The organism is Limimaricola pyoseonensis (assembly GCF_900102015.1).
In the GTDB taxonomy this organism is placed as follows: domain Bacteria; phylum Pseudomonadota; class Alphaproteobacteria; order Rhodobacterales; family Rhodobacteraceae; genus Limimaricola; species Limimaricola pyoseonensis.
Window position 1 is genome coordinate 66,606 of the sequence record NZ_FNAT01000010.1, and the last position, 16,644, is coordinate 83,249.

Consider the following 16,644-nt stretch of genomic DNA (forward strand, 5'->3'; position numbering starts at 1 on the left):
GAGCCTAGCAGCCTCTCCGGTCAGGGCAACGCCATTCGGGCGCGGGAACGGGCCGGCCGTAGAGATAGCCCTGCAGGCAGTCGGCGCCGAGCCGGGTCAGCAGCGCCGCCTCCTCGGGCCGCTCCACCCCCTCGGCCACGGCATACATGCCGAACTGTCGTGCCACGGTGATCAGCGCCTCGCACAGCACCTGGTTGTCGGCCGAGCCGTCGATGCCGCGCGCATAGCCGCCATCTATCTTCACGAGGTCGAACAGGAAACCGCGCAGGTGCCGGAACGAGATCAGCCCGCCGCCGAAATCGTCGAGCGCGAAGCATACGCCCAGGGGCTGCATCTCCTGCATGAATCGGACCAGAAGCTCGGGCAGCAGCATGGCCGAGTTTTCCGAAACCTCGAAGATCAGCCGCCCGCCGATGCCGGGGCTGCGCGCGAGACCGTGGGCCAGCGTCGCGCGCCATTCCGCATCGCCGATCGAGCGGGCCGACATGTTGACCGACAGCCTGAGCCGCGGCTCGGCCCGCAGTGCCGCGAAGCCGAGATGCAGGGCGGCGCGGTCAATGTCGCGGCCAAGCGGCGTCGGCTCGATGCCCGGCAGGAAGTGCCGGGCGGGCAAGGTGCGGTCGCGGTCGTCCAGCAGCCGGATCAACCCCTCGTGGAAGGCGATGCGATGCCCCGGCCCCGCCGCGACCACCGGCTGGAAGGCCAGCCGCGCCCGCCCCTGTTCGAGCGCGGTGCGCACCAGTTCGGGGATCTCGGCGTCGCGCAGCGCCATGACGTGGCTCAGCGGGTCCGGCGGTGCCTCGGCTTCGGCGAATGTCATGGCGGCGGTCCAGCGGTTGCGCGGCGCCAGACTGCCACCCCGCCGGTGAACGCAGCCTTAACGCTGCCAGCGCGACAGCGCGTCCTCGTCCTCGGGCGTGGCCTCGACCCAGGCCTCGTCGGCTTCCGTCACCTCCTTCTTCCAGAAGGGGGCGCGCGACTTGAGGTAGTCCATCAGGTAGTCCGCCGCCTCGAAGGCGGCGCGGCGATGCGCCGCCGCCGTCGCCACCATCATGATCGGCTGGCCGACCGGCAGCGGCCCGTGGCGGTGTATCACCAGAAGATCGGCCAGATCCCATCGCACCATGGCCTGCTCGGCGATGCCGGCGATCGCCTTTTCGGTCATGCCCGGGTAGTGCTCGATCTCCATCCGGATCAGCCCGCCCTTCGTGTCGCGCACGATGCCGGTGAAGCTGACCACGGCCCCGACCTCGCGCCGGCCATGGGTGAAGGCGTCAAGCTCGGCGCCCGCGTCGAACGGCGCCTCCTGCACCCGCACGCGCATCTCAGCCCCCGGTCATCGGCGGGAAGAAGGCGACCTCGCGCACGCCCTCCAGGGCCGCGTCGAACTCCGACAGCTCCTGGTCGAGCGCCACCCTGAGCGCCGAGACATCGGCGAAGGCGGCGGCGTAGCGCTTCTCGCGCCCGCGCAGCTCCTCGACCAGATCGGCCACGGTGGCGGCCTCGGTCTCGACGCTCTCGCGCGGCACACCGATGCGCTCGCGCACCCAGGCGAAGTAGACCACCTCGATCACGGCCGGCCGCCTTCCTCGGAGGCCGGGCGCGGCTTGTCGCGCAGATAGGGCAGCGCCTTCGAGAAATAGTCCCAGCCGGTCAGCAGCGTCAGCAGCGCCGCGATCCACAGCAGCACGATGCCGGTCCACCAGCTGATGATCATGCCCCAGTACTTCCAGACGAGCCCCAGCTCGTCCGGCGTCTCGCCCGCGAAGATCGAGTTCACCACCGCCTCGTCCATGCCGAAGCTTTCCATGACGTAGTAGTGCTCGAAGGCGCCGGTCGAGAACAGCACGGCGATGGCGACCATCTGCGCCGTGGTCTTCCACTTGGCGAGCTTGGTGACCTTGAGAAGCCCGGCCGTCGCGCCGAGGAACTCGCGCAGGCCCGAGACGAAGACCTCGCGGAACAGGATCAGCGTCGCGGGCAGCAGGATCCACGGGTTCATGCCCGAAAAGCCGGTGATGACCAGAAGCGCGATAATCACCATCGCCTTGTCGGCGATCGGGTCGAGCATCGCGCCGAACTTCGATTCCTGCTTCCAGGCGCGGGCGAGGTAGCCGTCGACGAAATCGGTCACGGCGGCGCCGACGAACAGCACCAGCGCGAACCAGTCGGCCCAGGGGCGGAAGAAGAACAGGAACATCACCGCGACGCCGGGGGCGGCCAGCAGTCGCAGCACGGTGAGGATGTTGGGCAGGGTCCAGGTCATGCGCGAAGAGATAGCGCGCATGACCCGGGGAGACCATAGGGCGCCGGGCGCGCAGACGGCCCCGGCGTCGCGCGGCGGGGCGCGGTCGCCGTGAGTATTTGGGGAGAGAAGTACGAGGGAGGGTTTCCCGTCCCGCGGTCTCCGGTGGCCTTGCGCCGTCCGACCGTGGCGGGCGGGCGGCTGGGCGGGCGGCCGCGCTCAGCCGCCCTCGTGGAAGTGGTCGTAGATCTTTTTCGCAAGGCTCTTCGACACGCCCTGCACTGCCTCGAGATCGGCGAGGTTGGCGCGGCTCACCGCCTTGGCCGAGCCGAAATGCGCCAGAAGCGCCCGCTTGCGCGTGGCCCCCACCCCGGCGACCTCGTCGAGCGGCGTCGCGCCCACCGCCTTGGCACGCTTGGCCCGGTGCGTGCCGATGGCGAAGCGGTGCGCCTCGTCGCGCAGGCGCTGGATGAAGTAGAGGACCGGGTCGTTGCGCGGCAGCGCGAAGGGCCGCATCCCGGTGCGGTAGAACTCCTCCTTGCCGTGGTCGCGGTCGACGCCCTTGGCGACGCCGATCATCGCCACGTCCTCGACGCCCAGCTCATCGAGGATCTCCTGCACCGCGCTCACCTGCCCGGCGCCGCCGTCGATCAGCAGAAGGTCCGGCCAGGCCGGGCTCTCGCGGTTCGGGTCCTCCTTCAGGAGGCGCTGGAAGCGGCGGGTCAGCACCTCCTTCATCATGCCGAAATCGTCGCCCGGCGTGATGTCGGTGCCGCGGATGTTGAACTTGCGGTACTGGCCCTTCTCGAAGCCCTCGGGGCCGGCGACGATCATGCCGCCCACCGCGTCGGTGCCCATGATGTGGCTGTTGTCGTAGACCTCGATCCGGCTCGGCGCCTCGTCGAGGTCGAAGGCCTCGGCCAGCCCGCGCAGGAGCTTGGCCTGCGTCGCGGTCTCGGACATGCGCCGCGCGAGGCTCTCGCGCGCGTTGCGCTGCGCGCCCTCGACCAGCTCGGCCTTCTCGCCACGCTGCGGCACCGCGACCTCGACCTTGCGGCCCGCCTTCTCCGACAGCGCCTCGACCATCAGATCCGGGTCGTCGAGCCCGTGGCTCAGCAGCAGCAGCCGCGCCGGCTCACGGTTGGCGTAGAACTGGCCGACGAAGGCCTGCATCACCTCGGAAGGATCCTCCTCGCCCGAGACGCGGGGGTAGTAGTCGCGGTTGCCCCAGTTCTGGTTGCCGCGGATGAAGAACACCTGCACGCAGGCCTGCCCGCCCTCGGCATGCAGCGCGATCACGTCGGCCTCGGCCACGCCGCGCGGGTTGATGCCCTGCGCGGTCTGCACCTGCGTCAGCGCCCGGATCCGGTCGCGCAACGCCGCCGCGCGCTCGAACTCCATGTTCTCGGAGGCCTCGGCCATCTGCCGGCCGAGCACCTCCTGGATCTGGGTCGACTTGCCCGACAGGAACCGCGCCGCGTCGCGCACGCTGGCGGCGTAGTCCTCCTGGCTGATCTCGCCGGTGCAGGGCGCCGAGCAGCGCTTGATCTGGTGCAGCAGGCAGGGCCGGCTGCGGCTGTCGAACATCGAGTCGGTGCAGTTGCGCAGCAGGAACGCCTTCTGCAGCTGGTTCAGCGTCCGGTTCACCGCGCCGGCGCTGGCGAAGGGGCCGAAATACTGGCCCTTGTCGGTCCGCGCGCCGCGATGCTTTCGGATCTGCGGGTAGTCGTGGTCCGAGATGATGATGTTCGGGAACGACTTGTCGTCGCGCAGGAGCACGTTGTAGCGCGGCTTGAGCTGCTTGATCAGGTTCTGCTCCAGGAGCAGCGCCTCGGTCTCGGTCCGCGTGGTGAGGAACATCATCGAGGCGGTCTCGCGGATCATCCGGCTGATCCGCCCCGAATGCCCCGTGGGCCGGGCGTAGCTCGACACCCGCGCGCGCAGGTTGCGCGCCTTGCCCACGTAGAGCACCCGGCTCTCGGCATCGAGCATCCGGTAGACGCCGGGCGAGCCGTCGATCAGCCGCAGCTGCGAGCGGATCAGCTCATGGCCGGTCAGGGGGGGCTTGGAGGTGTCGGAGGAGGTCTCGGTCATGCGGTCCATATCGGCATCGGGCGCTGGTCCTGCAATCTAGGCGCTCGGGCGCCATGTGCAAAGCTGTCCACCGATTCTGGGGATAAGCGGGTGGACAGGGTCAGGACAGAAGGGATTCAGATCGCGGAGTCATGGGCTTGATCGAAATGCCCACAAATTAGGCACAGGCCAAGATGCTGTTTTTCCGCGGGAAAGCGCCGGTTGCGGAAAAACCGGGCGGCCGCAACCGTTCACCCCGCGGCAAGTGGACGCTTTCGGGGACAAGGTGGTGGATCGATCAGCCGTGGCCCTGGATATCCGGGGTCCGCCAGCCCAGATGCTGGCCGCCATCGACGCAGAGCAGCTGGCCGGTGACGCCCGGCGCGTCGAGGAAGTAGCCCAGCGCCGCGGTGATGTCCTCGGGGTTGGAGCCGCGCCCGAGCACCGTGTTGGCGCGCTGCGCGGCGTAATGCGCGTCGGACTGGCGCGCGCCCTGCAGGGTCGGGCCGGGGCCGATGGCGTTGACCCGGAGCTTCGGCGCCAGCGCCTGCGCCGCGGTCTGGGTGAAGGCCCAGAGCCCCATCTTGGCGATGGTGTAGGACATGAACTCGGGCGTCAGCTTGCGCACTCGCTGGTCGATGATGTTGACCACCAGCGCCCGGGCGCGCGGCTCGCCGCGCTCGTCGGTCTCGGGCTCGGGCGCGTGGCGCGCCACCTGCTGCGTCAGCACGAAGGGGGCGCGCAGGTTGCTCTCCAGATGCCGGTCCCAGCTTTCGCGGGTGGCGCTCTCGATGCTGTCGTATTCGAAGATCGAGGCCGAGTTGACGAGGCAGGTGAGCGGCCCGCCCAGCGCCTCCTGCGCGGCCGGCACCAGCCCCTGCACCTGATCCTCGACCAGCAGGTCGGCCTGCAGCGCATGCGCCTGCCGGCCCATGTCGCGCAGCTCCTGCACCACCTCCTGCGCCGGCCCGTGCGAGCTGTTGTAATGCACGATCACGTCGTGGCCGCGCCCGCCCAGATAAAGCGCCATGGCGCGGCCCAGACGCGTGCCCGCGCCGGTGACCAGCGCCCGGCTCATGCCAGCACCGCCGCGCCGTAGGCGACGTAGAGCGCGGTCAGCGCCACGCCCCAGCCGCGGGTCACGTCGCGGCCCATGTAGACGAAGGGCACCAGCAGCAGCGAGGCCGCCAGCATCACCCAGACGTCGAAGCCGAGCACGTCCGCGCCCACCGGGATCGGGCCCACGAGGCTGGCCACGCCGAGAATGCCGAGAAGGTTGAACATGTTGGAACCGATCACGTTGCCCATCGCCACGTCGGCCTGCCGCCGGATCGCGGCCATCACCGTGGTCGCGAGTTCCGGCAGCGAGGTGCCGATCGCCACGAGAGTTAGGCCGATCGCGGTCTGCGACACCCCCATCGCCTCGGCGATGCTCACCGCGCCGGTCACCAGAAGGTCCGCGCCCAGCGGCAGGCCGATGATGCCAGCCGTCAGATAAGCCGCGATTTTCCAGCCCTTCAGCCCGGGATCGGCGCCCTCGACCTCCTCCTCGCTGCGGCCGTTGCGATGTTTCGCCGCGGCCCGGCCGGCATGGATCAGCATCGCCGCCAGCGCCGCCAGCAGCACCAGCCCGGTCCACCAGCTCAGGCCGCCGGTGAAGGCCAGCGCCATGAACAGAAGCGTCGCCGCGATCATCTGCAGGAAGCTCGACCGCGTGTCGTGGCCGCTGGCATGCAGCGTGGTGATCAGCGCCGGCACGCCCAGCACCAGAAGCACGTTGGCGACGTTGGAGCCGACCACGTTGCCCAGCGCGATGCCCGGCGCGCCGCTCAGGATCGCGTCGACGGAGACCAGCAGTTCGGGCGCCGAGGTGCCGAAGGCCACCACGGTGAGCGAGACGATCAGCGCCGGGATGCCGAGCCGGAGCGCGAGGTTCACCGCGCCCTTCACCAGAGCGTCACCGGCAAAGACCAGGAGCACCAGCCCCGCCGCCACCAACAGCCAATCCATCAAGTCCTGTCCTTTCCACAATCGCAGGGGCCGCGGCCGATCCGGGGGCGGCCGCAGGCCGGGCATGTCTTGCCGCCGCCCAGCAGGCCGCGCGGCCCCCTGACCTTGGGCAGGCGCAGCCGTCCGAACATGGCGAGCACCGCCATGACGACGAGAAACAGCGTGGCGATCTTGATCAGCATCTCAGAGCCCGAAACGGGCGAAGGCCGCGCGGTCCTCGACCGCGCCCAGAAGATCGCCGGCCAGCGCCGAGCCGAAGCGCGCCAGCAGCGGCTTGCGCTTGGCGTAGCGGCGCAGCCGCACCTTGTCGCCGTAGCGCGATTTCAACGTGGGCACGAGGTGCCCGATCCCGTCCGCGAGCCCCTTCTCGACCGCCTTCTCGCCGATCCAGATCTCGCCGGTGAAGAGCGACGGATCCTCCGCCAGCTTGGCGCCGCGCCGGGATTTGACGTGGTCGATGAAGTAGCCGTGCATCTCCTCGAGCCAGCGCTCGAGCCGGGCCACGTCCTCGGGCTTCTCGGGGCGGAATGGGTCGAGGAAGCTCTTGGATTCACCCGCCGTGTGCACCCGCCGCTCGATGCCCTGCCGCTCGAGGAACTGGTGCGCGCCGAAGCCGGCCGAGATCACCCCGATCGAGCCCATGATCGAGCCGCGATCGACGAGGATCTCGTCGGCCGCCGTGGCGAGCCAGTAGCCGCCCGAGGCCGCCACGTCCTCGACGAAGGCGATGACGGGGATGTTCTTTTCCTCCGACAGCCTGCGGATGCGCGCGGCGATCAGCGCCGACTGCACCGGCGAGCCGCCGGGCGAGTTGACCTCGATCGCGACGGCGGCGGGCTTGCCGCGCCGGAACGCCTTCTCGATCATCGCGGCGGTGCCCGCGTCGTCGAGCCCCGCGCGCCCCGCGCCGATGGCGCCCTGAAGGCGGATGACGGAGACCACGGGGGTCTTGGAGCGGAACGGCAGCCAGTTCATCATGGCCTGACATCTAGGCCCCGCCCCGCCCCATCACAAGGTCGCGCGCCGCTCAGGAGCGGATGCGCCAGCCGGTGCGGAAGATCAGCCAGATGATCCCGAGGCAGAGCGCGGTGAAGCCCGAGATCGCCAGAAGGCTCACGCCGATCGGCACGTCGGCCTGCCCGAAGAAGGACCAGCGGAAGCCCGAGATCAGGTACACCACCGGGTTGAACCGCGTGACGATCTGCCACGCCGGGGGCAGCATCGAGATCGAGTAGAAGCTGCCGCCCAGGAAGACCAGCGGCGTGATCACCAGCAGCGGGATCAGCTGCAGCTGCTCGAAGTTCCTGGCCCAGATGCCGATGATAAAGCCCAGCAGCGAGAAGCTGATGCAGGTCAGCAGCAGGAAGGCCAGCATCGCCAGCGGGCTCTGGATCGTCAGGTCGACGAAGAGCGTCGCGGTGGCGAGGATGACGAGCCCGATGAACAGCGCCTTGGTCGCCGCCGCCCCGACGAAGCCCAGCGTCACCTCCAGAAAGCTGATCGGCGCCAAGAGATACTCGTAGATTGTGCCGGTGAACTTCGGGAAGTAGATCGCGAAGCTCGCGTTCGAGGTCGCCTGCGTCATCACCGAGAGCATCACCAGCCCCGGCACGATGAAGGCCGCGTAGGCGATGCCCTCGACCTCCTGGATGCGGCCGCCGATGGCGGAGCCGAACACCACGAAGTAGAGCGAGGTGGAGATGACCGGCGAGATGAAGCTCTGCAGCAGGGTGCGGAAGAAGCGGGCCATCTCGGCCTGGTAGATCGCGGATACGGCGCCGAAATTCATCACGCGTCCTCCTTCACGAGGCCCACGAAGATCTCTTCGAGGCTGGAATTCGATGTCGAGAGATCGGCGAGCTGCAGCCCCGCCGCCTGAAGGTCGGCCAGAAGCGCGGTTATGCCGGTGCGCTCGGCATGGGTGTCGTAGGTGTAGACCAGCGCCTGCCCGCCATCGACGCGCTCCAGCCCGTCGCGGCGCAGGGTCTCGGGCACGTCGTCGACCGGCTCGGCCAGCTCGATCCTGAGCTCCTTGCGACCCAGGCGCCGCATCAGCTCCTCGGTGCGCTCGACCAGCAGGATCCGGCCCCTCGAGATCACGCCGATCCGGTCGGCGATGGCCTCGGCCTCCTCGATGTAATGGGTGGTCAGGATGATCGTGACGCCCTCGCCGCGCAGCCGCTCGACCACGCGCCACATGTCCTTGCGCAGCTCGACGTCGACGCCGGCGGTGGGCTCGTCGAGGAACAGCACGCGCGGGCGGTGCGCCAGCGCCTTGGCGATCAGCACGCGGCGCTTCATGCCGCCCGACAGCTCCATCACCTTGGCGTCGCGCTTCTCCCACAGCGACAGGTCGCGCAGCAGGCTCTCGAGATAGGCATCGTCGCGCGGCCGGTCGAACAGCCCGCGCGAGAAGCGGGCGTTGTTCCAGACGGTCGAGAACGGCTCGAGCGACAGCTCCTGCGGCACGAGGCCGATCATGTCACGAGCCTTGCGCCAGTCGCGCACCACGTCGTGGCCGCCGACCTCGACCGCGCCGCCCGAGGGCATGGTGATGCCGCAGATGGTCGAGATCAGCGTCGTCTTGCCGGCGCCGTTGGGGCCGAGCAGCGCGATGATCTCGCCCTCCTCGATGTCGAGCGTCACGCCGTCGAGCGCGGTGAAGCCGCCGGCATAGGTCTTTGTCAGGTCGCGGACCGACACGATGGGGGGCATGGAGGGGGCCTTTCGCTTGTCGCGCCGGAGACTAGCCGCCGCGGCGCCGCGCGCCAAGCGCGCGCGCCCGCACATCCCCCCCGCCCCGACCGCGCAGCCGCAGCGCCCAGAGCGCGAGCCCGGGCAGGACCGCCGCGCAGCGCGCGTAGCGCCCCGCCAGCCGGCCCGGCTCCGCTGCCGCCCGCCACAGCCATTCCAGCGCCATCCGCCGCACCCAGAGCGGCGCCCGGCGCTGCGTGCCGGCGAGAAAGTCGAGCCCGGCCCCGACCGAGGCGAAACCGAGCTGCGGGTGCCGCGCCCGACCGAGCGCGGCGAAGCGCTCCTGCCGCGGCGCGCCTAGCGCCACCAGCACCAGCCCCGCGCCGCTGGCCGCCAGCGTGTCGAGCGCGACCCGCGCCGCCGGCCCCTCGGGCGCGAAGCCCATCGGCGGTGCGATCCGGGCCGCCACCTTCAGCCCCGGAACCGCCCGCTCCAGCACGTCCGCGGCCCGCTCCAGCGCCTCCGCCCGGCTGCCGAAGAGCGCGACCGGCCGCCCCGCGGCGGCCGCCTCGCGCACCAAGGGCAGCACCAGATCCGAGCCCGGCAGCAGCTCCACCGGCCGCCCGGCCAGCCGCGACAGCCAGACCACCGGGTTGCCGTCGGCGCAGACGAGGTCCTGCGCGGCATAGGCGGCGCGGAAGGCCGCGTCGCGGCGCAGCTTGGCGAGGTGGTCGAGATTGAGCGTCGCCAGCGCGAAGCCGCGGCGCTCGCGCAGCCGGGCGCCGACCTCGGCCAGCAGCGCCTGCCGATCCGGCATGTTGACGCCGATCCGCCCGGAGCCGTTGCGGAATTCCATGCCCTTCCATCCCCGTTTCGCCTGCGCCGCCGCCGGGACTTGGCCCCGGCCCCCGGCTCGCTTAGCGAAGGGGGCGGCGGGCATGAAACCACCTGGCGGCCATGAATCGGTCGCGTCTTCATGCGACGGATGCGGCGGAATCGGCAAGCGGGGGGCGAATGGGCGAGACACAAAGCCGGGGAGATGTGGCGCTGATCGGCTGCGGCTACGTGGCCGACCTCTACATGCGCAGCCTCAAGGCGCATCCGGGGATCCGGGTGCTGGGCGCGCATGACCGCGACGCGGCGCGGCAGAAGGCGTTCTGCGCGCATTGGGGCATCCCCGAGCTTCCGGACGCGCCGGCCGCCTGCGCGGCGCTGCCGGCCGACGGGCTGGTGCTGAACCTGACCAACCCCAAGAGCCACGAGACGGTGATCCGCGGCTGCCTGCGCGCCGGGCGCCATGTCTGGTCGGAAAAGCCCGTCGTGCTCGACCTCGAGACGGCGCGCGGCCTGCACGACCTGGCGCGGGCGCGCGGGCTGCAGCTGGCCTCCGCGCCCTCCTCGGTGCTGAGCCAGGCCTCGCAGGGGCTGGGCCGGGCGCTGCGGCTCGGGGTCGGCGGCACGCCCCGGCTGATCTATGCCGAGCTCGACGAGGGCTTCCTGCCGCAGGCGCCCTACAAGGACTGGATCAGCGAGAGCGGCGCGCCCTGGCCGGCCGAGGACGAGTTCCGCACCGGCTGCACGCTCGAACATGCCGGCTACTGGCTGTCCTGGCTGATCGCCCATCTCGGGCCGGTGCGCCGGGTGGTGGCGGCCAGCGCCGAGGTGATCCCCGACAAGCCGGGGCTGCGCCACGCGGCGCCCGACTTCTCGGTCGCGGCGCTGTTCTTCGAAAGCGGCCCTGTGGCGCGGCTGACCTGCTCGATCGCCGCGCCGCACGACCACCGGCTGCGGGTGGTGGGCGACGAGGGCGTGATCGAGGTGCCGCGGGCCTGGGACAATTTCGCCCCCGTGCGGCTGCGCCGCCGGCTGCGGCTGCGGCGCCGGCTGATCGAGAGCCCGATCGCGCGCGACCTGTCTCTGAAGGGGCAGCACCAGCCCCGCCCCGGCCGCCGCGGCTCGGCCGCCATGGATTTCGCGCTCGGCCCGGCCGAGATGCTGGCCGCCATCGCGGCGGGGCGCGACAGCCGGCTCGCCGGCGACTACGCGCTGCACCTGACCGAGGTGACGCTGGCGATCCAGGAGGGCGCGGCGCGCGACATGACCACCCGCTGTGCGCCGATGGAGCCGATGCCTTGGGCGGCATGACGCTGCTGATCACCGGGGCGGGCGGCTATCTCGGCAGGGCGCTCGTGGCCGCGGCGCGGGCGCGCGGCCACGCGGTGCGCGCGCTCACGCGCGGCGCACCGCCCGCCGGCTGGGCCGGCGACAGCGGCATCGAAAGCTGGCAGGCGGATCTTTCCGAGAAGGTGCCACAGGCCGCCTTCGCCGGCATCGACGCGCTGATCCACGCCGCCGCGCGCATGGGCGGTGACGATGCGGACCACGGCCGCGAGACCGTCGCGCCCACCGGCCCGGTGCTGGAGGCCGCCGCCCGCGCCGGGGCGCGGCTGGTGCTGGTCAGCTCGATGGCAGTCCCCGGCACCACGGGCCTCGCCCCGATGGCGGTGGTGGACGAAACCACGCCGCCCGACCCGGACCCCGCGCTCAGGGACGCCTATGCCCGCGCCAAGCTGGCGCAGGAACGCATCGCGCGCGAGGTCGCGGCGAGGCACGGCGCGCCGCTGCGCATCGTCCGGCCGGGGGCGATCTTCGGGCCGGGCCGGGTCTGGAACGCGCATCTGGGGCCCACGCTCGGGCGGCTGGTGATCGGCCCGCGCCATGCCGGCGAACTGCCGTTGTGCTGGCGCCCCCATGCCGCGCAGGCGCTGCTGCTGGCGGCCGAGACGCCGCAGGCGCCGGGCGTCGAGGTGATCCACGCGCTCGACGACGACCGGCCCGACCGCGCCCGCTACCTCGCCGCGCTCGGCCGGCCCGGCCTGCCGCTGCCTTGGCGCGCCCTTGATCTCGGCGCGGCGGCGCTGGCGCCCGTGGCGCCGCGCCTGCCCGGCCTGCTGCGCCGCCCGACCCTGCGCGCCCGGCTGATGCCGCTGCGCTACGCCAATGCCCGGCTGCACGCCTTGGGCTGGCGCGCCGAGGCCGGCTTCGAGGCGGCGATGGCCGCCGCCCTCTCCGGGCGGGACGTCGCATGACGGCCCGCGGTCCCGTCCTTTGGCTCACCGGCGAGTACCCCCGCGCCACCGACACCTTCATCCAGCGCGAGGTGGCGGCGCTGCGCGCGCTGGGCCTCGCGGTCGAGACCGCCTCGGTGCGCCGCACCGATCCCGCCCACCATGCCGGGGCGGAGCAGAAGGCCGAGGCCGCCGGCACCTTCCACCTGCTGGAAGCGACCCTGCGCCCGACGCGGCTGCTGCGCGCGGCCCTGGCCGCGCTGCGCCATCCGCGCCGCCTGGCCCGCGCCGCCCGGCTGGCCTGGCGCTGCGCGCCGGGGGGCCTGCGGGGCCGCGCCTACAACATGGTCTACCTCGCCGAGGCGCTGGTGCTGGCCGCGCATATGCGCGCCCGCGGCATCACCCACCTGCACAACCACATCGCGACCTCGTCGGGCACCGTGGCGATGCTGGCCTCGGAGGCCTCGGGCATTCCGCACAGCTTCACCCTGCACGGGCCGGATATCTTCTTCGCGCCCGAACGCTGGGCGCTGGGCGACAAGATCGCGCGGGCCGCCTTCGTCTGCTGCATCTCGGACTTCGCGCGCGCGCAGGCCATGCTGTTCTCGGAGCCCGCGCACTGGGACCGGCTGCACGTGGTGCATTGCGGCGTCGACCCGGTGCGCTACGCGGGCCCGCCCGGCGGGCCGGACGACCGGCTGCTCTTCGTCGGGCGGCTCGCGGCGGTCAAGGGCGTGCCGGTGCTGCTGCAGGCCCTGGCCGCCGCGCGGCGCGACCGGCCGGGGCTGCGCCTCGACCTCGTCGGCGACGGCCCCGAGCGCGCCGCGATCGAACGCCTCGCCGCGGCGCTGGGCCTGGGCGAGGCGGTGCGCTTCCACGGCTATCTCGGGCAGGCGGAGGTGGCGCGGATGCTGGCCGAGACCGGGACGCTGGTGCTGCCCTCCTTCGCCGAAGGGGTGCCGGTGGTGCTGATGGAGGCGATGGCGGCGGGCCGGCCGGTGATCGCGACGCGGGTGGGCGGCGTGGCCGAACTTGTCCGGCACGACGAGACCGGCCTCCTGGTCGCGCCGGGCGATCCGGCGGCCCTGGCCGAGGCGATCGGCGCCCTTTCGGGCGATGCCGAAAGGCGCGCGGCGATGGGCCGGACCGGGCGGGCGAAGGTCGCGGCCGGCTTCGACGCGCGGCAGGAGGCGGCGCGGCTGCTGACGCTGCTGCAAGCCGCGCAGGACCCGGCCCTGCCCCGCCCGCCGCGCCGGCCGGAGCCGGCGGCATGACCGCTGGGCCGGGCCCTGCCCCTGCCCCCCCCGCGCCGCCGCGCATCGGCGTCGTCGCGATCGGCCGCAACGAGGGGCGCCGTCTGGCCCGCTGCCTCGCCTCGCTGCGCGGCGCCCGGGTGGTCTATGTCGATTCCGGCTCGACCGATGACAGCCTCGCCGTCGCCCGCGCCGCGGGCGTCGAAGTGGTGCAGCTCGACATGGCCGCCCCCTTCACCGCGGCGCGGGCGCGCAATGCCGGCTTCGCCGCGCTCATGGCCGGGGATCCGCCCGACTGCGTGCAGTTCGTCGATGGCGACTGCGCGGTCGAGCCGGGCTGGCTCGAGGCCGCTGCCGCCGCGCTCGCGGCCGATCCCGGCCTCGGCATCGTCACCGGCTGGCGACGCGAGATCGCGCCCACCGCCTCGATCTACAACGCCATGGCCGAGTGGGAATGGCACCGCCCCGCCGGCGACGTCGCCGTCTGCGGCGGCGACATGATGCTGCGCTGCGCCGATTTCGCGCGGCTCAGCGGCTTCGACGCGGCGCTGATCTGCTCGGAGGACGAGGAACTGTGCCTGCGCGTGCGGGCCATGGGACGGCGGGTGCACCGCCTGCCCCGCACCATGACATGGCACGACGCCGACATGACCCGCCTCGGCCAATGGTGGCGCCGGGCGGTGCGCGCTGGCCACGGCTTCGCCGAGGTCGGCCGCCGCTATCCCGACCATGTCCGCGCCGAGCGGCGGCGCATGTGGGCCTACGGCGCCGGGCTGCCGGCGCTGGCGCTGGCCGGGGTGCTGGCCGGCCAGTGGGCCCTGCCGGCGCTGGCGGCGCTGGGCCTGGCGGCGAACTGGGCGAGAAGCGCGCGCAACCTGCGCCGCGACGGGGTGGGCGCGGCGGCGGCGCGGCGGCAGGCGGTGCTGCTGGTGCTGTCGAAATTCGCGAACCTGCAGGGGGCGCTGATCTTCCATGCCCGGCGGCTGCGCGGCCACGAGATGCGGCTGATCGAATACAAGTGACGCCCGCGCCCCGGTTTCTGCCGAAGAAGGCTGCGCGGCGGGCATGGTTTCGCCCTGCTTCGCGCCCTATGATCGGTCTTCACAGGCAAGGGGGCTGGCCGGGATGGCGAAACGCAGCGGACGCGACGGGCGCAGACGGCTCGGGGCCGGGGCACGACAGGAGATGCTGGCGCGGATCGCCGCCGCCGGCGGCCTGCGCGCGCGCCGCCCCGCCCCCTCCGCCGGGCCGGACCCGGCGGCGGCGGCGCTGCGCGAGGCGGTGCTCGACCTGCAGGCGGCGCGGCTGCCGCAGCTGCACGACATGTGGGACAGCCTGCCGACCCTGACCGTCGACGCGGCCCGGCTGGAGCGCAACCTCGTGATCGCCGCGGCCCGGCGCGACCCGGCGCATGCCGCATTCGACGTGCTGCGCACCCGGCTGCTACGGGCGCTGCGCGACAATGGCTGGCACCGGGTCGCCGTGACCTCGCCGACCGACGGATGCGGCAAGACCTTCACCGCCGCCAATCTCGCAGTGTCGCTGTCGCGCTACGAGGGCTGCCGGACGCTGCTGCTCGACCTCGACCTGCGCAGCCCCGGCCTCGCGCCGACGCTGGGCGTCGCCGCGCCGGGGCCGATCTCGGACTGGCTGCGCGGCGCCGAACCGCTCGAGGCGCATCTGCGGCGCATCGGGCCGAACCCGCTCGGCATCGGCGGGCTGGGCGTGGCGCTGAACGACCGAGCCGAATCCTTCCCCGCCGAGCTTCTACGCGACCCCGCCACGGGGGCGGCGCTGGCGGCGATGCAGGCGGCGCTGTCCCCCGACGTGGTGCTCTACGACCTGCCGCCGGCGCTGGCGCATGACGACGTGGCGGCGTTCCGCGACCAGTATGACGGGGTGCTGATGGTGGTCGGCGGCGGCCGCAACAGCGCCGAGCAGATCCGCGAGGCGGTGCGCCGGATCGGCGATGACAAGCCGGTGCTGGGGATCATCCTGAACCGTGCCGAGGAAGAACGCGCCTCGGGCGCGGCCTGACCGGTTCAGGCCGGCCCGGCCGGCCGGCGGCTGACCATCGCCCAGAGCCCGAGGATCGCCGTCGCGAGCACCGCCACGAACGCCGCGGCGCGGCCCCGGCCGCGCCCGCCCTGCCGCGGGTTCAGCTCGGGGATCACCACCACCGGCCGCACCCCCAGCGCGCGTTCGAGCTGCGCGGCAGTGCGGATGGTCGGGTTCACCGCCTCGAGCGACAGCGCGAGGCCGAGCGCGGCGAGCCCCACGCCCAACGCGCCCAGAACCGCGATCCGCCGGCGCGAAGACTGGCCGTAATCCGGCGCCACGGCGCTTTCGAGCACCTCGAAGCGGGCGGTCTCCTCGCGGCGCTCGAGCTCGCGGGCCATCGCCGCGTCGGTGCGCCGCGCGGTGACGGCCGACAGCTCGGACTGCAGCTGGTCGCGGCGGCGCGCATAGGCGTTGAAGCGCCGCTCGGTCTCGGGCGCGGCGGCGAGCGCCGTCTCGATCTGCGCGACGCCGTCGGCGATCAGCCCGCGCTGGCGCTCGAGCAGCGCGCGCCGGCGCTCGAGCTCCTCGGCCCGCAGCCTGTCGGAGCCGGTCTCGAGCGCGATCAGCTGCTGCTCGATCTCGATGCGCTGCGCCGCCAGCCGGGCGAGCTGCTCGCGCTGCGCGTCGAGATTGGCGGGCAGCGAATCGAAGTTCTCCTCCTGGAAGCGGGCGAACTCCGCCTCCTGCCGGGCCAGCAGCTCGCCGAGCCGCGCCTCCTCGGCCTCGAAGAAGGCCAGCGTGCGCTCGGCCCGGCCGGCGCTGCGGCTCTGCCCGGCCTCGAGCACCTGATCGAGCACCGCGTTGGCGAGGTCGGCCGCGGCCTGCGCCTCGCCCAGCTCGGCGGTGATCCGCAGCCCCGAGGGCACCACGTCGGGGCGCCAGGACTGCGCCGGGTCGACGATCTTCTCGATCTCGACCGCCTCGCGCATCTTGGACAGCCGCTCGATCGGCGGCGCCTCGGGAAACAGGCCCAGCCGATCGGCCAGCCCCAGAAGGCTGTCGCGCGCCATCACCTGCTGCTCGATCAGGTCGATCTGCGCGGCGCCGCCGGCCGGCTCCGCGCCCAGCGCGACGCGCGGCGCCTCGATCTGGATCACCGCGATCGCCTCGAAGCTGGGCGGGCGGTTCACCGCGACCCACAGCACCAGCGGCAGGCCAAGCAGCGCCACCAGCACCATGACCCAGAAGCGGCGGCGCAGCATGCCGCGCAGATCCCTCAGCGATGCCAGTTGCAGCATGG

The 16,644-nt window shown here is 72.5% G+C and carries 18 protein-coding genes; 5 read left to right on the forward strand and 13 right to left on the reverse strand.

Annotated features, from left to right (window positions below):
* Positions 1 to 4: 4 nt before the first annotated feature.
* From BLT43_RS16755 to BLT43_RS16810, 12 genes are all read right to left on the reverse strand, one after another.
* On the reverse strand, positions 5 to 820 hold the full coding sequence (locus tag BLT43_RS16755) for an EAL domain-containing protein (RefSeq protein WP_090114744.1): 816 nt from the start codon (positions 818 to 820) through the stop codon (positions 5 to 7).
* Between the two features lie 57 nt (positions 821 to 877).
* Positions 878 to 1,324 carry a molybdenum cofactor biosynthesis protein MoaE gene (locus BLT43_RS16760; RefSeq protein ID WP_090114746.1) on the reverse strand — a complete coding sequence of 149 codons (447 nt, stop codon included), beginning with the start codon at positions 1,322 to 1,324 and terminating at the stop codon, positions 878 to 880.
* A 1-nt stretch (position 1,325) separates the two neighbouring features.
* On the reverse strand, positions 1,326 to 1,571 hold the full coding sequence (gene moaD / locus BLT43_RS16765) for a molybdopterin converting factor subunit 1 (protein ID WP_090114807.1): 246 nt from the start codon (positions 1,569 to 1,571) through the stop codon (positions 1,326 to 1,328).
* The gene (gene pgsA, locus BLT43_RS16770; RefSeq protein ID WP_090114748.1) at positions 1,571 to 2,266 is read right to left on the reverse strand and encodes a CDP-diacylglycerol--glycerol-3-phosphate 3-phosphatidyltransferase; all 696 of its coding nucleotides are present in this window, start codon (positions 2,264 to 2,266) and stop codon (positions 1,571 to 1,573) included. Before pgsA ends, moaD begins: the two co-directional genes overlap by 1 nt.
* 198 nt (positions 2,267 to 2,464) lie before the next feature.
* A complete protein-coding gene (gene uvrC / locus BLT43_RS16775) occupies positions 2,465 to 4,339 on the reverse strand; it encodes an excinuclease ABC subunit UvrC (protein ID WP_090114809.1) in 1,875 nt (624 codons plus the stop codon).
* A gap of 277 nt (positions 4,340 to 4,616) precedes the next feature.
* A complete protein-coding gene (locus tag BLT43_RS16780) occupies positions 4,617 to 5,396 on the reverse strand; it encodes an SDR family oxidoreductase (protein WP_090114750.1) in 780 nt (259 codons plus the stop codon).
* Positions 5,393 to 6,328, reverse strand: coding sequence for a calcium/sodium antiporter (locus tag BLT43_RS16785; protein ID WP_090114752.1), 936 nt, complete (start codon positions 6,326 to 6,328; stop codon positions 5,393 to 5,395). The genes BLT43_RS16780 and BLT43_RS16785 overlap by 4 nt, the downstream gene beginning before the upstream one ends.
* A complete protein-coding gene (locus tag BLT43_RS16790; protein ID WP_090114754.1) occupies positions 6,328 to 6,510 on the reverse strand; it encodes a hypothetical protein in 183 nt (60 codons plus the stop codon). The genes BLT43_RS16785 and BLT43_RS16790 overlap by 1 nt, the downstream gene beginning before the upstream one ends.
* Before the next feature lies 1 nt (position 6,511).
* Positions 6,512 to 7,306 (reverse strand): S49 family peptidase, encoded by a 795-nt coding sequence (locus tag BLT43_RS16795; protein ID WP_207497629.1) that lies wholly within the window; start codon positions 7,304 to 7,306, stop codon positions 6,512 to 6,514.
* 49 nt (positions 7,307 to 7,355) lie between these two features.
* Positions 7,356 to 8,117, reverse strand: a complete 762-nt coding sequence (locus BLT43_RS16800; protein WP_090114755.1) for an ABC transporter permease — start codon at positions 8,115 to 8,117, stop codon at positions 7,356 to 7,358.
* Complete coding sequence (locus BLT43_RS16805) at positions 8,117 to 9,043, reverse strand: ABC transporter ATP-binding protein (RefSeq protein ID WP_090114757.1); 927 nt, start codon at positions 9,041 to 9,043, stop codon at positions 8,117 to 8,119. The genes BLT43_RS16800 and BLT43_RS16805 overlap by 1 nt, the downstream gene beginning before the upstream one ends.
* 31 nt (positions 9,044 to 9,074) lie before the next feature.
* Positions 9,075 to 9,878, reverse strand: a complete 804-nt coding sequence (locus tag BLT43_RS16810; protein ID WP_090114759.1) for a WecB/TagA/CpsF family glycosyltransferase — start codon at positions 9,876 to 9,878, stop codon at positions 9,075 to 9,077.
* A 158-nt stretch (positions 9,879 to 10,036) separates the two neighbouring features.
* On the opposite strand from BLT43_RS16810, the gene BLT43_RS16815 reads away from it, so the two are divergent.
* From BLT43_RS16815 to BLT43_RS16835, 5 genes are all read left to right on the forward strand, one after another.
* Positions 10,037 to 11,167, forward strand: coding sequence for a Gfo/Idh/MocA family protein (locus tag BLT43_RS16815; protein WP_090114761.1), 1,131 nt, complete (start codon positions 10,037 to 10,039; stop codon positions 11,165 to 11,167).
* Positions 11,164 to 12,111 carry an NAD-dependent epimerase/dehydratase family protein gene (locus tag BLT43_RS16820; protein ID WP_090114813.1) on the forward strand — a complete coding sequence of 316 codons (948 nt, stop codon included), beginning with the start codon at positions 11,164 to 11,166 and terminating at the stop codon, positions 12,109 to 12,111. Before BLT43_RS16815 ends, BLT43_RS16820 begins: the two co-directional genes overlap by 4 nt.
* Positions 12,108 to 13,364, forward strand: a complete 1,257-nt coding sequence (locus BLT43_RS16825; RefSeq protein ID WP_090114763.1) for a glycosyltransferase — start codon at positions 12,108 to 12,110, stop codon at positions 13,362 to 13,364. Before BLT43_RS16820 ends, BLT43_RS16825 begins: the two co-directional genes overlap by 4 nt.
* The gene (locus BLT43_RS16830; protein WP_090114765.1) at positions 13,361 to 14,365 is read left to right on the forward strand and encodes a glycosyltransferase family 2 protein; all 1,005 of its coding nucleotides are present in this window, start codon (positions 13,361 to 13,363) and stop codon (positions 14,363 to 14,365) included. Before BLT43_RS16825 ends, BLT43_RS16830 begins: the two co-directional genes overlap by 4 nt.
* A 103-nt stretch (positions 14,366 to 14,468) precedes the next feature.
* Entirely contained in the window at positions 14,469 to 15,380 is a 912-nt protein-coding gene (locus BLT43_RS16835; protein WP_090114767.1) for a nucleotide-binding protein, read from the forward strand.
* 5 nt (positions 15,381 to 15,385) lie between these two features.
* On the opposite strand, the gene BLT43_RS16840 is transcribed toward BLT43_RS16835, so the two are convergent.
* Complete coding sequence (locus BLT43_RS16840) at positions 15,386 to 16,642, reverse strand: GumC domain-containing protein (RefSeq protein WP_090114769.1); 1,257 nt, start codon at positions 16,640 to 16,642, stop codon at positions 15,386 to 15,388.
* Between the last annotated feature and the right edge of the window lie 2 nt (positions 16,643 to 16,644).

Excerpts from the sequence above, each read along its gene's own strand:
- uvrC (WP_090114809.1), bottom strand. The coding sequence starts at position 4,339 with ATGACCGAGACCTCCTCCGACACCTCCAAGCCCCCCCTGACCGGCCAT.
- BLT43_RS16810 (WP_090114759.1), bottom strand. The coding sequence starts at position 9,878 with ATGGAATTCCGCAACGGCTCCGGGCGGATCGGCGTCAACATGCCGGAT.
- BLT43_RS16800 (WP_090114755.1), bottom strand. The coding sequence starts at position 8,117 with ATGAATTTCGGCGCCGTATCCGCGATCTACCAGGCCGAGATGGCCCGC.
- BLT43_RS16820 (WP_090114813.1), top strand. The coding sequence starts at position 11,164 with ATGACGCTGCTGATCACCGGGGCGGGCGGCTATCTCGGCAGGGCGCTC.
- BLT43_RS16835 (WP_090114767.1), top strand. The coding sequence starts at position 14,469 with ATGGCGAAACGCAGCGGACGCGACGGGCGCAGACGGCTCGGGGCCGGG.
- BLT43_RS16790 (WP_090114754.1), bottom strand. The coding sequence starts at position 6,510 with ATGCTGATCAAGATCGCCACGCTGTTTCTCGTCGTCATGGCGGTGCTC.
- BLT43_RS16815 (WP_090114761.1), top strand. The coding sequence starts at position 10,037 with ATGGGCGAGACACAAAGCCGGGGAGATGTGGCGCTGATCGGCTGCGGC.
- BLT43_RS16805 (WP_090114757.1), bottom strand. The coding sequence starts at position 9,043 with ATGCCCCCCATCGTGTCGGTCCGCGACCTGACAAAGACCTATGCCGGC.
- BLT43_RS16825 (WP_090114763.1), top strand. The coding sequence starts at position 12,108 with ATGACGGCCCGCGGTCCCGTCCTTTGGCTCACCGGCGAGTACCCCCGC.
- BLT43_RS16755 (WP_090114744.1), bottom strand. The coding sequence starts at position 820 with ATGACATTCGCCGAAGCCGAGGCACCGCCGGACCCGCTGAGCCACGTC.
- BLT43_RS16840 (WP_090114769.1), bottom strand. The coding sequence starts at position 16,642 with ATGCTGCAACTGGCATCGCTGAGGGATCTGCGCGGCATGCTGCGCCGC.
- BLT43_RS16760 (WP_090114746.1), bottom strand. The coding sequence starts at position 1,324 with ATGCGCGTGCGGGTGCAGGAGGCGCCGTTCGACGCGGGCGCCGAGCTT.
- BLT43_RS16830 (WP_090114765.1), top strand. The coding sequence starts at position 13,361 with ATGACCGCTGGGCCGGGCCCTGCCCCTGCCCCCCCCGCGCCGCCGCGC.
- BLT43_RS16795 (WP_207497629.1), bottom strand. The coding sequence starts at position 7,306 with ATGATGAACTGGCTGCCGTTCCGCTCCAAGACCCCCGTGGTCTCCGTC.
- pgsA (WP_090114748.1), bottom strand. The coding sequence starts at position 2,266 with ATGACCTGGACCCTGCCCAACATCCTCACCGTGCTGCGACTGCTGGCC.
- BLT43_RS16780 (WP_090114750.1), bottom strand. The coding sequence starts at position 5,396 with ATGAGCCGGGCGCTGGTCACCGGCGCGGGCACGCGTCTGGGCCGCGCC.
- BLT43_RS16785 (WP_090114752.1), bottom strand. The coding sequence starts at position 6,328 with ATGGATTGGCTGTTGGTGGCGGCGGGGCTGGTGCTCCTGGTCTTTGCC.